This window comes from Paenibacillus favisporus (genome assembly GCF_040545415.1).
Taxonomy (GTDB): Bacteria; Bacillota; Bacilli; order Paenibacillales; family Paenibacillaceae; genus Paenibacillus_AQ; species Paenibacillus_AQ favisporus.
Window position 1 is genome coordinate 238287 of record NZ_JBEPLV010000002.1, and the last position, 14551, is coordinate 252837.

The window sequence follows — 14551 nt, forward strand, 5'->3', positions numbered from 1 at the left end:
GTGCGCATCCGGAAAGAACCCTTGGGAGTTATTGCTGGATGAAAATTCAGTTTATCGCTCATAAAGCCTGGCTGACACTGAAAGGGCGTTATTTGTTGCACAAATCGCAACAAATAACGCCTTTCTATAATTCAAGCAATACTAAATTTAATTTATATTAATTGGGATCCGCTTATTTCCATCAATATAGTACCATTCATTATAACCAGCAGAAATATCCGTTACATAATAGTGGTTTGATGAAGAGTACAATCGAAGACCACTTTCTCCAATTTCATCTTTTACTTTTCCATCTAACGTTAATTTAACCAGCGTTTTCTGTCCGTGATTACCATCATTCCCCTCGTTCAACAATATAAATTTATTGTCTACAATTAACGAGAAAATGTTGTCTTTTTCTGACTGATAAATAGCTTTTCTGTCCGTAGCATCAAAATTCATTGAATAAACAATTCTATGGTCATGAAAATATATTTTTCCATATTGTGTTATTGGTTCAAGTGTAGTTTCACTAGAAAACGTATATAATTTCCTCTCCTGTGGATTTAAAATATTGGTTTTGAAGAGTACATTTTTACGCATAAAGAACAAATCATTATTAACTATGTTAATCAACGTTCCATCATTAACAACCGAATGTTTCTGTGATCCGTCTCTCTTCATTCTATAGATACGATTATCTTCATCGTTATAATAAAGCCAATCACCAACTAAAACTAGTCTTGTACCACTGCTCGATAGCTTTTGAAGTTGGTTATTGCTTAAATTCAGTTTGTAAATCCCATTATCAACGAAATAAATATTGTCGGAGTCTAAGTTTAAATATGTCGCCGCATTAAAAGCAATTTTAATTTGCTGAGTTCCATCTGGTTTCATCTTATAAAGACCATCTTTTGTGGAAGGAGTAGCAAGGCTTTCTTTATAAGATAAGTAGACCCAGTTATCATTTCCAGCAATTAAACCACCGTTGGCTAAGTTACTTGCAGTATTTCCGTATTCCCCTATTGTAAGAGGAGGATTCTGATCTTCTTCCGGGACTTGCTCTCCAATATACACAGTCTTATTCTCATTACTCCAATTTATTTCTTTACCTAAAAGATCACTAATACTGCGAAGAGGGACATAAGTTACACCTTTATAATTAAAGTTATCGGTATCTACGTATTTGCCATTCACCATTATTGTTATGGAATTAAAAATTGCAGAAATATTTGTTTCAATATTTTTCGCAGAAACTGAAGACATATTAAAAACAATCGCTGCTCCGGCAAATCCAATTGCTAATCCAAGAAAAAGCTTTTTCAAATGGTTCCTCCTTCTTGTAACATGAATTAATTTTAAAAAATATGTGTCATATTCATGACGGTTAAAGAAAAGAAGAAGTTACGGTAAAATAACCCAATTTTCTCAAATAACCAAAGAGATTCAAAAAAAGAGAAGTGCAGCATTAAGCAGACTTCCCTTAAGCAAATAAAAAGACGCGCATTGCACGCCTTATCTTATAAAATACTGCCGGCCTCCAATCCCTCGTGATCGCCAAACTAACTCGAGCTTCGATCAAGCCCATCTAGTAATCGCATCTACGGTTCGGTTCCTCTCCTTTTTTGGTTTAGTCTGGCAATGATGTTACTCATCATTACTAACAAGATGGTAAACTATAAAGTAAACTTTATAGCAAGCGCTAAAAACGAGGTGTTGGTTATGAAGATAAGCGAAGTAGCAAAACGTGTTGATCTTCCGATTTCTACGATCCGTTACTATGAGCAAATCGGCATTATCACGGATGAACACGTATTAAGGGATCAAAATAATTACCGGGTATATACTTCAGACATCATTCATCATTTGAACGTTGTTAAACATTGTTTGGCCGTTGGCTTTACTGGTACAAGTCTATTTTCAGGAAATGCTTGAGATTGGGCCCTAGGGTATTGATCTCATTACTGGTTTGTATGATCCCCTAAAGGGAAAGGTGGAAATCGCAGGCTGCGCAACTGTTCAGTGGAACAAGAAGTTATTAAGACAAACGATTGGTATAGTCCCACAAAATGTGGTTATTTGGAACCGTACATTAAAGGAGAAACCTTTTGTATGGATTGTCTTCAGCCGAGAATTGCACTTGCCCGTGCTTTGTTAAGAAACCCGTCCATACTAATATTTGATGAGGTCACGTCTGCCCTTGATCTAAGCATCTAGAGGTTACATATCATCTAAGTAGCAACCGTTTCCCGGTATTTCACCGGGAAACGGTTGTTCAATTTTTTCTGAAATCATACTTTGGTTATAAAATAAGATCTATTCCCGTACTACATTCCTCTCAAGTGTTTCAACCTATGGGAGCATTATACTCGAACACAGTTCGTTGTATATTATCTATTGTGAGCTTTTATTATTTGAGTTTATAATGAGTCGAGTGACAAGGATCGAGCTATTTCGCTTCCCAAAGTTCGTAAGCGCTTACTAGAATGGGATCTTTTCTTTTTTGTGCCTCTGTGCAAACGTTTTCTTAGATGACGCCATCAACTAGCGTCATTCTGTACAGAACGATTAAAGTTATGGTTTTATCGTGCTTCAAGATTCGATGGGGGAAATGATATGAGGATGATGAATCAAGTGAAAATTGCATCAAAGTTCTTTGCGTTCAAAACCTTAAAACAGCGACTGGTTTTCATAATAGTAATCGAGAGCATTGTCGTTTTACTGATATTAGTGCTGATTTCTTATCAGACAATCCACTCCATACAGAAGAATAAATTAAAGACATCAATGGTAGTCGACCTGCAGCAGATTACTGAAAAAACGACGGAAAAGTATATGAATATGACCCAGATTTCCCAGCAGATGTCGCCGGAGGGTAACGTTGGCTCCTTGTTGGATAATTATTTTCAGGCCAATTCAAATTTTGATAAATATCAGACTGGAGAACAGATTCTAGATAGTTTGGTTAAGATCACTTTCGCGAATACTGATCTCATTTGCAGAGCATATTTTGATCCGGTAATAGGCAAATATTATTTTTATAATTTTTTGCCGACGAACGCACCCCAACGATTTCATGTGCTAAAACAAAACGGGAACTTTTACTTTCACTCCTTGCATCTATCGAATGTCAAAGGCCTGGGGGATTATCAGGTTTTATCGATGCTTCGTAAAATCAATATCGGGGACGGAAGGGAGCTTGTCATTTACATCGAGTCCAGATTCGAGGCCAAAGAGCAAATCGAAAACCTTTCCAAATCTCAAGGTATGAATTATGTTCTGCTGCAACTGGATGCCGACAATAGAATCCAGTACTCAAGTGATGACACGTTTGGTAGCGGGGAACAGTTTCAGATGACTGATGAGGAAACGGTAGGCAGCGGCCTATTTGGAAAATCCGGAGAGTATGTAGGCGTTCGACTCGCGTCGGATATGGGATATGCCAACGTGTTGTTATTGCCCAGTGCCGACTATAATCGTGAACTGTTCGCGTGGATACGAGACGTCACAAGCATTTTGTTGTTAGCGTTATTATTGTTTGGCGCATCTTACTTCGTCTTGTCCCGCTTAATTTATACACCGCTTACCGTATTTATGAGCGAGATGAGAAAAATGGGCAGAGGTGACTTGAATACCGTTTCGGTTCACAGCGGGGTCATCGAATTTGATCAGCTGTTTCGACAGTTTAATACGATGAAACAACAAATTCACAATCTTATGCTGGATGCCGAGCAAGTGTCTCAAGAAAAACATAAGCTCGAAATCGAGAAAATATATCATGAAATCAATCCGCATTTTTTGATGAATGCTCTTCATTCCATACACTGGCTTGCCAAAATGGATGGACAAACTAAAATACAAACCTTTATAACGGAGCTTAATTATATTCTGGCCTATAGTCTCGGCAAAATCGATAAGCAAGCAACGGTAAGGACGGAATTGAAAATGCTGCACTCATATCTTCATTTACAAAAAATGCGCTATGATTTTCAGACGGATCTAAAGGTGGAAGAAGGAGACTATCTGGAAACACCCACAGCACGGATGATTCTACAGCCGATAGCGGAAAACGCGATTCATCATGGTCTCGGGGATAAGGGATGCCTTAGCATTAGCGTGTCTCACTCGGATGAACGCAATGCTGTAATCATTGTGTTGGAAGATAACGGAAAGGGGCTCACCACTGAAGAACTGAACAGCATTAAACAAACGATGCTAAAAACCTCGGATGGTGACAGAAAAATGTCGGGCATTGGTCTGCGGTATGTGCATTACATGCTGGAATCATTCTATGGAAATGAAGCCATCATTAATATTGAAAGCGAGTTCACCCGGGGAACGAAGGTCACCTTGCTGTTACCGATCGATCGTGAGAAATCGATAGCGCCGCCCCGGCAAGAATGAGACAGCGAAGGAGGAGAAAAAGCTGCTATGTATCGTGTGTTGATTGTAGATGATGACCGCCTGGCTCGGCAGGGTATCATTTCAATGATGCAATGGGAAAAGTATGGGATGCATGTTGTTGGTGAGGCACAGAATGGTGAAAAAGCGCTGGAATTTTTAGAAAAGTCTTTTTTAGAAAAATCACCGGTTGACGTATTATTTGTAGATCTAGAAATGCCCGTCATGAACGGTATTGCTTTGATGGAGAAAAGCAGAGCGCTTTATCCCGAGGTACTTTTTGTCGTGCTTACCTTTCACGAAGACTTTCATTATGTACAGAGTGCGTTGCGAATGGGAGCCATCGATTATATTTCTAAATTGCAGATGGAAAGCGCTGACTGTAATGAACTGCTTAGAGATATCAGTAAAAAAGTCGAAGGAACCGTGAAGAGAAAAATTAAGATGCCTGAAGCTGACAGTAATCCCCAGGATTTTAATGAACATGAATGGGAGCATCTCGTTGATAAATGGAAGCAGATGTATTGGTTGTATGATGACATGACTTTTGAACATCTATGTAATCGTACGAAAGCCCTTCATATCCCCATGTGGAGAGCTGCGCAGGTGCTGCTTCCTTTAACGAGTGTGGCTGAAGAAAATATCGGTGTTGTCGAAAAAGTATTACAGGAATATAAAGATCTCGATGACTTCTTTGAATGGATCACTTCTTTCAGGGAGGGGCTGTACAAAACAGCTTCACAAGAGGCCAAATACGGTAACATACAGGTTTGTGTTATGAAAGCGGTCATTTATGCAAAGGAACATTTGGGGACGAAGATGCATGTAGAGGACGTTGCCCAAACCGTTAACCTAAGCAGGAGTTATTTTTCCGTCAATTTTAAAAAATATACCGGAATGGCATTTAATGAGTTTGTCCGCCAGGAGCGGGTTCGGGCTGCTCAAATGTTATTAGTCGAGACCGAAAGTCTGGTATCGGATATTGCACAGAAAATCGGCTATGAGGATGTTAACTATTTTATCCGGGTATTCAGCGATTTTACGGGAATGACACCCGGTGAATACAGAAAACGAAACGGAATAAAATAGGCCGCGGGAGGTTGTTGCGAGACTAACTCAAAGTTAGCACCGTAGCAGCCTTTTTTGTGTCTAGAGACGAAAATTAAACATGATGTGTATTGTTCTGTAAATGTAAAATGATAGTGCTATAAGCAAAAAAGTACTCGGGTGCATGTGATAAAACACCGCTTTTTCGTGGATATCTCTCTATACTTGCAAAATTTTATCGATGCTATAGTTAGTTGGTAAGCGAAATCAAAGGATTTATGAATGCGCTTTATCACCAACTTCTTTCAAAATGACATTTGAAGTACGGGAAGGGGAAAATCGGTAGCATGTACAGCAAAAAGAATTTGAAGCATTACTGGATCATGATGGCGCCCGGTTATATTTGGCTGATTTTATTCAGTATCGTCCCGATGTTTGGCATCGTGATGGCTTTCCAGGATTATAACCCGACGTTAGGGATAATGAAATCTCCATGGATCGGACTGGAAAATTTCAGCTACATGTTCAGTATGGATGATATCCACCAGGTATTTATCAATACGATTATCATTGCGGTAGGCAAATTAATCGGAAACATTATTTTTCCTTTGATATTTGCGTTGTTACTTCATGAACTTACGATAAAAAAACTGGTTAGACCGATTCAGACGATCGTATATCTTCCTTACTTTTTATCCTGGGTTATTCTCGGGAGTATCGTGCTCAACATTTTTGGCACAACGGGTCCTGTAAACAATTTTCTTGGGATATTCGGCGTTGACCCGATTGTATTCTTCGGGCGTCCGGATTTGTTCAGACCGTTGGTCATTGGATCGGATATATGGAAAGGCTTCGGATATAATGCGGTCATTTATCTTGCAGCCCTCACGGCCATTGATCCGTCTCTGCATGAAGCAGCAGCCATTGATGGCGCAGGCCGGTTTAAAAGGCTAATACATATTACGCTTCCCGGCATTAGAACCACAATTATACTTTTGATCATCCTTTCTTTAGGAAATGTACTGAATGCGGGATTTGACCAAATATATAACTTGTACAATCCATTGGTTTATTCCACCGGGGATATTATTGATACATGGGTTTACAGGGCAGGTCTGATCGACTTGCAATTCAGCCTTGCTACTGCGGTTGGACTCTTGAAATCGGTTGTCAGTTTTATTCTAATCGTATTCAGTTACGTATTAGCAAATAAATTTACGGGATATAAGATATTTTAACAATTTATAACGGAATGGACGTGGCATTTTGATTGAACACAAATCTTTAGGGGCCAGAATGTTCAACGGTCTAAATGCAGGCTTTCTGATGTTAATTACATTATTGTGTCTGACGCCTCTGTGGTACATCCTGATGATTTCGCTTAGTGAAAAGTCGGCAGTTAATGCGGGTGCGGTTACGTTCTGGCCAGTGGGATTTAATTTGCTGTCTTATCAAAAAATCGTTTCTGAAGCGGCGTTTTTCATGTCCTTTTGGGTATCTGTGAAAAGAGTTGTGCTTGGCACAATCGTGACTCTCGGGGCAGTCTTGATGATGGCATTTCCTTTGTCAAGAACATCAAGGCAATTACCTCACCGGAATGTTTATATGTGGGTGCTCATATTTTGTATGCTTTTCAACGGCGGAACCATACCTTGGTACCTTACCATCCGCAGTTATGGTTTAATCGATTCAATTTGGGGATTAGTGCTTGCCGGCGGCTTACCGATATTCAGTGTCATTCTGGTCATCAACTTTTTCAGAAATGTACCATCCGCATTGGAGGAAGCTGCTTATGTGGACGGGGCTGGCCCCTGGCGTACATTTCTGCAAATTTATGTTCCGGTTTCGGCGCCAGTCATTGCAACCATTACGCTGTTCACGGTCGTAGGCTACTGGAACGAATTCTTTCAAGGCTTGGTTTTGAGCACGAAGCAGTCGAATTATCCGTTACAGACTTACATTCAGCAGTTGGTGGTGAGTCTCAATTTATCTAATATGGATACGGAACAGATTAAACTGTCCTCACAACTGAATAACAAATCCTTAAACGCAGCGAAAATATTTATCGCGATGGTTCCAGTTCTGATCATTTATCCATTCTTGCAAAAGTTTTTTATCACCGGCATTACGCTCGGTTCGGTGAAAGAATGACATGCACTGATTTTAATTGTACCTCTGTGCAATTGAATTATAGTGATTGGACTATTACACAATAAGGGGGAACTGCAATGAAAGTGACAAGAATGCTAGTTTTGGGTTTGCTATTGACAATCGTTATGACAAGTATGGCAGCATGTAGCGGCACACCCACAGAAGACCAAGGGAACGATGTAACAGTAACATCACCTTCCTCATCTCCGGACCCGTTTGGAAAGTATAGTGAACCGGTGACCATTCACCTTGTTCGTACGCTTGATCCGAATTCAAAGTTTGATGACGGTAAGTCGATCGAAAATAATGAATTTATTGATGAAATCAAAAAGCAGTTCAATATTGATGTGAAGTACGATTGGGTCAGCTCACCGTCCGATTGGGACCAGAAAATCAGTTTGGCCATTTCTTCGAATAATCTTCCGGATGCTGCGATCGTGAATTTGACACAGTTCAAAACGATGCAGAAATACGATCAGCTTGCGGATTTGACAGATGTATTTAATACCTCAGGCAGTGATATGCTGAAAAATTTCTACAATAGCGGTGGGGATACGTTGAAACAATTAGTTGAATCTGACGGGAAAATGATGGCTATTCCGGCTCCTTCACCTAAAGCATCAGGTATGAATGAAATGTGGATACGTCAGGACTGGCTGGACAAGCTGGGGCTTCAAGCGCCTAAAAATCTTGATGAGTTGAAAGCGGTTGCTAAAGCCTTTATCGAACAAGATCCTGACGGTAATGGAAAGAAGGATACTATTGGCATCGTCGGTCCGTCCAAGTCCGGTGTCCTCAGCGGCACAGACGGAAACCTGTATGGACTGGATCCGATTTTTGCTGCCCACAAATCGTTCCCGTCGTATTGGCTGAAGGATGGCAGCGGAAACGTAGTTTACGGTTCGACACAACCGGAGACCAAGCAAGCTCTGCAAACGCTGGCCGAAATGTATAAGGAAGGTTTGATCGATAAGGAACTCCTGGTACGGGATGACAGCCTACCACTGATTCTTGACGGAAAAGCCGGTATTTTCTTTGGACCTTGGTGGACAGGATACACGATCGCCGATGCGTATAAAAAGAACCCTCCCCAGGATTGGCAGGCTTATGCCTATCCACAGGCGGATGACGGTAATTTCTATGCCCATATGTCGGCTCCAGCCAGTCAATTTTTGGTTGTAAATAAAAATTTCAAATATCCGGAAGCAGCTCTAAAAATCATTAATCTCCTGATTCGGGATGAACCGAAATGGGTGGAAAACGGTCTGGGTAAAAATCCCGGCACAGGAGGCGCATATCCGCTGTTTACCGTATTTGACAATCTGAATGAAATTGAAGTATCCCATGATATGCTCAGCAAGTATGTAAAAGGCGAAATAGACATGAATGCTGTCGATTTCAGTTCGCATAAGCTTTTGAAGGATGACATGAACGCAATCAAGAAGCTGAAAAAAGAGCCGTTGGATGATTACTCGATTAACAACTGGGATCTGGATGGCGGAGGCGATCTTATCGCATCCAATCTTCCGCGACTCGTCTCTATTATGGTTGGCGGTCGACCACTGGCTACAGATACAAATATTAAGGAAGTGTACAGCCTTTACTATGGTCAGACAAACACCATGACTTCGAGATGGGCGAATCTGCAGAAACTCGAGAAAGAAACCTTTGCCAAAATCGTAATGGGTAGTGCTCCAATCGAGTCTTTTGATGAGTTTGTAGACAAGTGGAATAAACAGGGCGGGGAAAAGATTTTAAGTGAAGTGGCAGAAATGAGCCAATAGAGTCTCGAATCGCTTAGACACGGGAGATGTGTTTCCGTGTCTTTTTCATTTCTGAGCAGGATTATATGGGTCAATAGCCAAGATGAAATTGTGAAAATATGTATATGTCATTTTGCAGGGGGATGGGGAGATCATTGAGTAAACATCTATTCCACCTGACTGCCCTTTAGCTGAAGGGCGTACGCCTTAGTGTTTTCGGATTGATCCTTGAATGCGTTTGTCCGCTTCATACAATCTCCACAACTCACTCAGTTTGACGACCACATAGTTTATGACAAGGTATGTCACTAATAAGGAATACAATAGAACTTGAGCCCGGCATAACAGTCCGAGCTAAACTAAACAAGAAGGAGTTGTTATATCGTGACGTTTCAAATTACACCTTTTATCATGCTGAACGGAAATGCCAGGGAAGCAATTCGATTCTATGAATCCGCGCTGGAGGCCAAAGTTGTATTCATGGAAACCTTCGGAGAAGGGCCTGAGGATCAGTCGCACCCACTGCCGTCACACTCAAAGGATTGGGTAGCACACGCTGTTCTAAAAATCGGAGAAGCGGAATTATTTGTTGCGGATACAATTTCGGACAGGCCGAATCAGACCGGCGATCGCCTGCAGATCTGCATCACAACCCCCGATACCGAAACATCTGCCCGCTTCTTTAATGCTCTCCTGGATGGCGGCCAAGTGGTGATGCCGTTGCAAGAAGTGTACTTCAGCCCCGCTTTAGGTATCGTGACTGACCGATTTGGCATAACGATCCAAATCTATACCCCTGGAAACAAAGCGAAGGACGGGACGGTTTAATAACTAAGATAATGCTCCTTCTTCCCTAACCCTTTTATTCTCAAGCAGCTCGATCAGCCATGCTAGCTTATCCAATGGCACCTTTTTTTAACTGTGTTTTGAATTCCCTAATGTTAGTGCAATCCTTTTTGTAGTAAAGATTTAACAGCGGCTCTTTAGGGTCATTGGACTAATCGATGGCATTTTAGGGACGCGAACGCTAATCTGTTATAGAATAGAAAAATGCCTCATTTCATATGGGGCTCAAATTGTTGAGAAACTAATCAATTCATAATAATACTTCATTTGTTTCAATAGGGTTATTTGTTTGTCCAGTTTGACAGGGTTAACACCAAATCAAGGTTTTTTGTTTTTTAATATTAAGCCCTGGCCCACTTCTTCCGATACTGGTGCGGCGTAGTGCCCATGCGCTGTTTGAACAATTTACAAAAATAAGAGCTGTTTGCTAAACCAATCTCCTCAGCAATGAGCGAGATTGGTTTTTTGGTGGTCGTTAACAGCAGAACGGATTGATGGACCCGGCGGGCCATGATGTATTCGGAGATGCTGATGCCTGTCGCCTCTTTGAAGAGATGCGATACATGATAGGGAGATAAATGCAGCGACTTGGCCATGTCGTCCAGCCGAAACGGTAACGTATAGTTGGCCTCGATCCATGTCAATATGTGCTCCACCTGATGATTTTGGCGAAGGGCAGGTTTCGGCAGTCCGGCTTCCGTCCGCTGATCCCATACGTGTTGGATCGAACGATACAGCATGACGAGAAATAAAGAAAATTCCTCATATCTTTCTGCCTCTGAAAGCATCGGTAATTGATCATCCAAGCTTTTGTAGACAGCGTCCAAGATGTGAAGCTCATCCCCGGTATCATACAAGCACGGAACAGGGAGTTCTCCTAAATACATGAATCGATAAAAGGTATGAAGCGAAGGCCATTTTTCAAAATAAGACTCAAACATCGTCGGTTCAAAGGTCACAAGGGAACGTTCGAAACATTGGCCTTCGTCGTATTCGAGCTTGAGATGATGAAGCTGATAAGGCTGAAAAATGCAGAGCATGCCCGGTTTGATGTCGTAGCGGATGTTATTGACGATCATCGTCCCTTTCCCTTGATGGATCAACAAGATTTCCACCCCAAGGTGGGAATGAAAGGTTTCCTTATGCTCATAGTTGACGCTTTTTCGTTTATAGGCAAAATGCAGGGGCACCTCGCTATAGTTACCCGCTACAAAAGACATGGCTGCTGCCTCCTTCTTCCCCCGTATGTACTCGCTTTCGAATCTATTCTATCGCAGAACCGCAACCCAGTGTTATTTTTTCCCCCACAGCGAAGCACAATGTTCTCGCAGCTTCAGTTAATATCCTTATATACCAATGAAGAAAGCTCAGGGGAGGTTAAAGGGATGATCAAGGTTGCGATTATAGGGACCGGGGCGATTTCGTCCGCTCATATCGAAGGTTATCTGCGGCTGAAGGACCGTTGCCAAATTGTTGCGTTATGCGATCTTTATCCCGAGAAGGCCGAAGCCAAGCGGGAGCAATACGGTTTGGACGCTGTCATCGTCAAGGATTATAAGGAACTGCTTGATCAGGAGATCGATCTGGTTTCCATTTGTATGCCTCCGTTCGAACATGCGCCGGTCACCATTGATTTTCTGAATGCAGGCAGTCATGTGATCGTGGAAAAGCCCATGGCCTCTTCTCTTGAGGAATGCGATGCCATGATCAAAGCCGCGGAACAAAACGGGAAAGTATTATCCGTCATTGCCCAAAATCGCTTCAGAAATCCGATTATGAAGCTGAAGCATGTTGTGGACAGCGGATTGGCCGGCAAAATTCTTCATGCCCAGGTGGATTCGTTCTGGTGGCGGGGCCATTGCTATTACGATTTATGGTGGCGCGGCACGTGGGAGAAGGAGGGAGGCGGTCCGACGCTGAATCATGCGGTTCATCATATCGACGCCTTGCTCTGGATGCTGGGTCAGCCCAGCGAGCTCCAGGCTTATATGAGCAACGTCGCGCATAACAATGCGGAAGTGGAGGATCTGTCCATCGCGATTTTGAAATATCCGAATGGCAGCTTGGGACAAATTACAAGCTCCGTCGTTCATCATGGTGAAGAACAGCAGTTTATTTTCCAGGGTGAGCATGCCCGGATCTCGGCGCCGTGGCGGGTCACGGCTTCCAGGTCACTGCCGAACGGCTTTCCGGAGCGGGAACCCTCTTTCGAGGAGAAAATCCAGCAATACTACAGCGAGCTGCCGGATCTGCCATACGAAGGCCATACGGCACAGATCGATAATGTGCTGAATGCCATCGAGACGGGGGCGCCGGTCATGATTGACGGAATCAGCGGGCGGAATACGTTGGAACTCATTATGAGTATTTACAAATCCGCAAGCACCGGAGAAAAGGTCAAACTTCCCCTGCAGCAGGACGATCCTTTTTATACGCGGGAAGGTCTGATGAAGAATGCACCTCATTTTTATGAAAAGGGCAGCAGCGTTGAAAATTTTGCAGATCTGAAAATAACGACAGGAAGCCGTTACGGCGGCGTAACGAATGGACAAACGTCAGGCGAACAGTAAATCCCGATCATCGGGATGGAGAACCTTAAGCATGAAAGGGATGAAGGAGATGCAGAAGAACGACGGAATGAATTATGCCCCGAAAGGAAAACCGAATCCAGTAGTCGGGCCGGGTGAATTTGTGATTGCCGCGGTAGCGCTCGATCATGGGCACATCTATGGAATGGTCAACGGACTGATCGAGGCAGGCGCTACATTAAAGTGGGTTTATGACCGTGACCGGGCCAAAGCGGAAGCATTCGCACGAACCTATCCCCAAGTAACGATTGCTGAGTCCGAGGAAGAGGTTCTGGCAGATCCGCAGGTTCAGCTTGTTGCAGGAGCAGCCGTCACTTCGGAACGCTGTGCGCTGGGGCTTCGGGTGATGGACGCAGGCAAAGATTATTTTACGGATAAAGCTCCCTTTACCACACTTGAGCAGCTGGAGTCGGCCCGCGCCAAAGTGCGTGAAACCGGAAGAAAGTATATGGTTTATTACAGTGAAAGGCTGCATGTCGAATCGGCGGTTTATGCCGGGCAGCTCATTGAGCAGGGCGCGATCGGGCGGGTGCTGCAGGTGACGGGATTCGGACCGCATCGGTTAAACGCTTCGTCCCGGCCGGAGTGGTTTTTTCAAAAGAAGCAATATGGTGGAATTCTATGCGATATTGGCAGCCACCAGGTCGAGCAGTTTCTTTTTTATGCGGGTTGTAAACAAGCGGAGGTGCTGCACAGTAAAGTGGCAAACTACAATAACCCTGAGTATCCGGAGCTTGAGGATTTTGGCGATGCCACCCTGCTAGGGGACAACGGGGCCACGCAATATTTCCGGGTGGACTGGTTTACGCCGGACGGCTTAGGTTCATGGGGAGACGGACGCACCCTGATATTGGGAACCGAAGGTTATATTGAGCTGAGAAAATATATCGATATCGCCCGCGACCGGACCGGCAATCATGTCTACCTGGTCAATCAGGAAGGGGAATACCATTTTCATGTTGACGGACAGGTCGGATATCCGTTCTTTGGAGAACTCATTCTTGACTGTCTGAACCGGACCGAAAATGCCATGACGCAGGAGCATGCCTTTATGGCGGCTGAGCTGTGCTTGAAAGCGCAGGAAATGGCGCTGGACGTGACCCGAAGCGGCAGCTGACTGCATGAGTATGTCATGAAGGTCATGGAGCAGCTGCTTAACATGCATCTGTTAAAAATAAGCTGGGGAGGGCCTCGTATGTATCATACAACCCTCCCTTATTCGTTATTTAGGTTGATTTGTCAGTTGTTTGACCATGAGGATATGAGGTATGCCATCTTCCATAAATTCCTCCGAAGAAGTTCGATACCCAAGTTTCTTATAGAACCCTTCCGCCTGACTTTGCCCGTGCAATTTAACCTGCTGTACCCCTTTGTCTTTAGCGATTTCTTCTAACGATGCAATGATCCTTCTTCCGATTCCGAATTTGCGGTAAGGCTGCAGGATGCAAATCCGCTCCAGCTTTCCGGATTCTTCATGAATTCGTATCCTTCCCGTCCCGACGGGCTGCTCATCATAATAGGCGATGATGTGCTCACATGGTCCACCCAAAGTATCAAACTCGTCGAATTCATCATTCAGCGGCACGCCCTGTTCCTCAACAAATACGTTCCTCCGGATAGAAAATGCAGCCTCTAACTCTTCAGGCAGATTAATTCTTTGGGTTTTCAATCGTTTTCGTCCCTTTCATGATGTATTCAATGATCGTTATTCAAATTATAGGATGAATTATGTTGTAAATGCAATAAAAATAAATCTCTGCGGTTGAAAACACCCAC

12 protein-coding genes and 1 pseudogene are annotated in these 14551 nt (G+C 43.2%); 10 read left to right on the forward strand and 3 right to left on the reverse strand.

Going from position 1 to position 14551, the window contains the following annotated elements; genetic code table 11:
- Positions 1-147: 147 nt before the first annotated feature.
- Positions 148-1305: a DUF5050 domain-containing protein gene (locus ABID47_RS09150; protein WP_354496051.1), complete on the reverse strand. Its 1158-nt coding sequence runs from the start codon at positions 1303-1305 to the stop codon at positions 148-150.
- A 396-nt stretch (positions 1306-1701) separates the two neighbouring features.
- On the opposite strand from ABID47_RS09150, the gene ABID47_RS09155 reads away from it, so the two are divergent.
- The 8 genes and pseudogenes from ABID47_RS09155 (at position 1702) to ABID47_RS09185 (ending at position 10169) form a co-directional block, all read left to right on the forward strand.
- Positions 1702-1914 (forward strand): MerR family transcriptional regulator, encoded by a 213-nt coding sequence (locus ABID47_RS09155; protein WP_354496053.1) that lies wholly within the window; start codon positions 1702-1704, stop codon positions 1912-1914.
- A gap of 195 nt (positions 1915-2109) precedes the next feature.
- Positions 2110-2184, forward strand: a pseudogene (locus ABID47_RS33580) (peptide ABC transporter ATP-binding protein); the annotation flags it as partial.
- A 417-nt stretch (positions 2185-2601) separates the two neighbouring features.
- Positions 2602-4383 (forward strand): sensor histidine kinase, encoded by a 1782-nt coding sequence (locus ABID47_RS09160; protein ID WP_354496055.1) that lies wholly within the window; start codon positions 2602-2604, stop codon positions 4381-4383.
- A 27-nt stretch (positions 4384-4410) separates the two neighbouring features.
- Positions 4411-5469 (forward strand): response regulator transcription factor, encoded by a 1059-nt coding sequence (locus ABID47_RS09165; protein ID WP_354496057.1) that lies wholly within the window; start codon positions 4411-4413, stop codon positions 5467-5469.
- Positions 5470-5774: 305 nt separating this feature from the next.
- Positions 5775-6665, forward strand: a complete 891-nt coding sequence (locus ABID47_RS09170) for an ABC transporter permease (protein ID WP_354496059.1) — start codon at positions 5775-5777, stop codon at positions 6663-6665.
- Between the two features lie 28 nt (positions 6666-6693).
- Complete coding sequence (locus ABID47_RS09175) at positions 6694-7578, forward strand: carbohydrate ABC transporter permease (protein WP_354496061.1); 885 nt, start codon at positions 6694-6696, stop codon at positions 7576-7578.
- Positions 7579-7655: 77 nt separating this feature from the next.
- On the forward strand, positions 7656-9362 hold the full coding sequence (locus tag ABID47_RS09180; RefSeq protein ID WP_354496063.1) for an extracellular solute-binding protein: 1707 nt from the start codon (positions 7656-7658) through the stop codon (positions 9360-9362).
- A gap of 363 nt (positions 9363-9725) precedes the next feature.
- Positions 9726-10169, forward strand: coding sequence for a VOC family protein (locus tag ABID47_RS09185; protein ID WP_354496065.1), 444 nt, complete (start codon positions 9726-9728; stop codon positions 10167-10169).
- A 359-nt stretch (positions 10170-10528) separates the two neighbouring features.
- On the opposite strand, the gene ABID47_RS09190 is transcribed toward ABID47_RS09185, so the two are convergent.
- Positions 10529-11407 (reverse strand): AraC family transcriptional regulator, encoded by an 879-nt coding sequence (locus ABID47_RS09190; protein ID WP_354496067.1) that lies wholly within the window; start codon positions 11405-11407, stop codon positions 10529-10531.
- A 165-nt stretch (positions 11408-11572) separates the two neighbouring features.
- On the opposite strand from ABID47_RS09190, the gene ABID47_RS09195 reads away from it, so the two are divergent.
- The gene (locus tag ABID47_RS09195) at positions 11573-12757 is read left to right on the forward strand and encodes a Gfo/Idh/MocA family protein (RefSeq protein ID WP_354496069.1); all 1185 of its coding nucleotides are present in this window, start codon (positions 11573-11575) and stop codon (positions 12755-12757) included.
- Positions 12758-12806: 49 nt separating this feature from the next.
- Positions 12807-13892: a Gfo/Idh/MocA family protein gene (locus ABID47_RS09200; RefSeq protein ID WP_354497275.1), complete on the forward strand. Its 1086-nt coding sequence runs from the start codon at positions 12807-12809 to the stop codon at positions 13890-13892.
- A 105-nt stretch (positions 13893-13997) separates the two neighbouring features.
- Here ABID47_RS09200 and ABID47_RS09205 read toward each other — a convergent pair whose 3' ends face one another.
- Positions 13998-14444 (reverse strand): GNAT family N-acetyltransferase, encoded by a 447-nt coding sequence (locus ABID47_RS09205; protein ID WP_354496071.1) that lies wholly within the window; start codon positions 14442-14444, stop codon positions 13998-14000.
- Between the last annotated feature and the right edge of the window lie 107 nt (positions 14445-14551).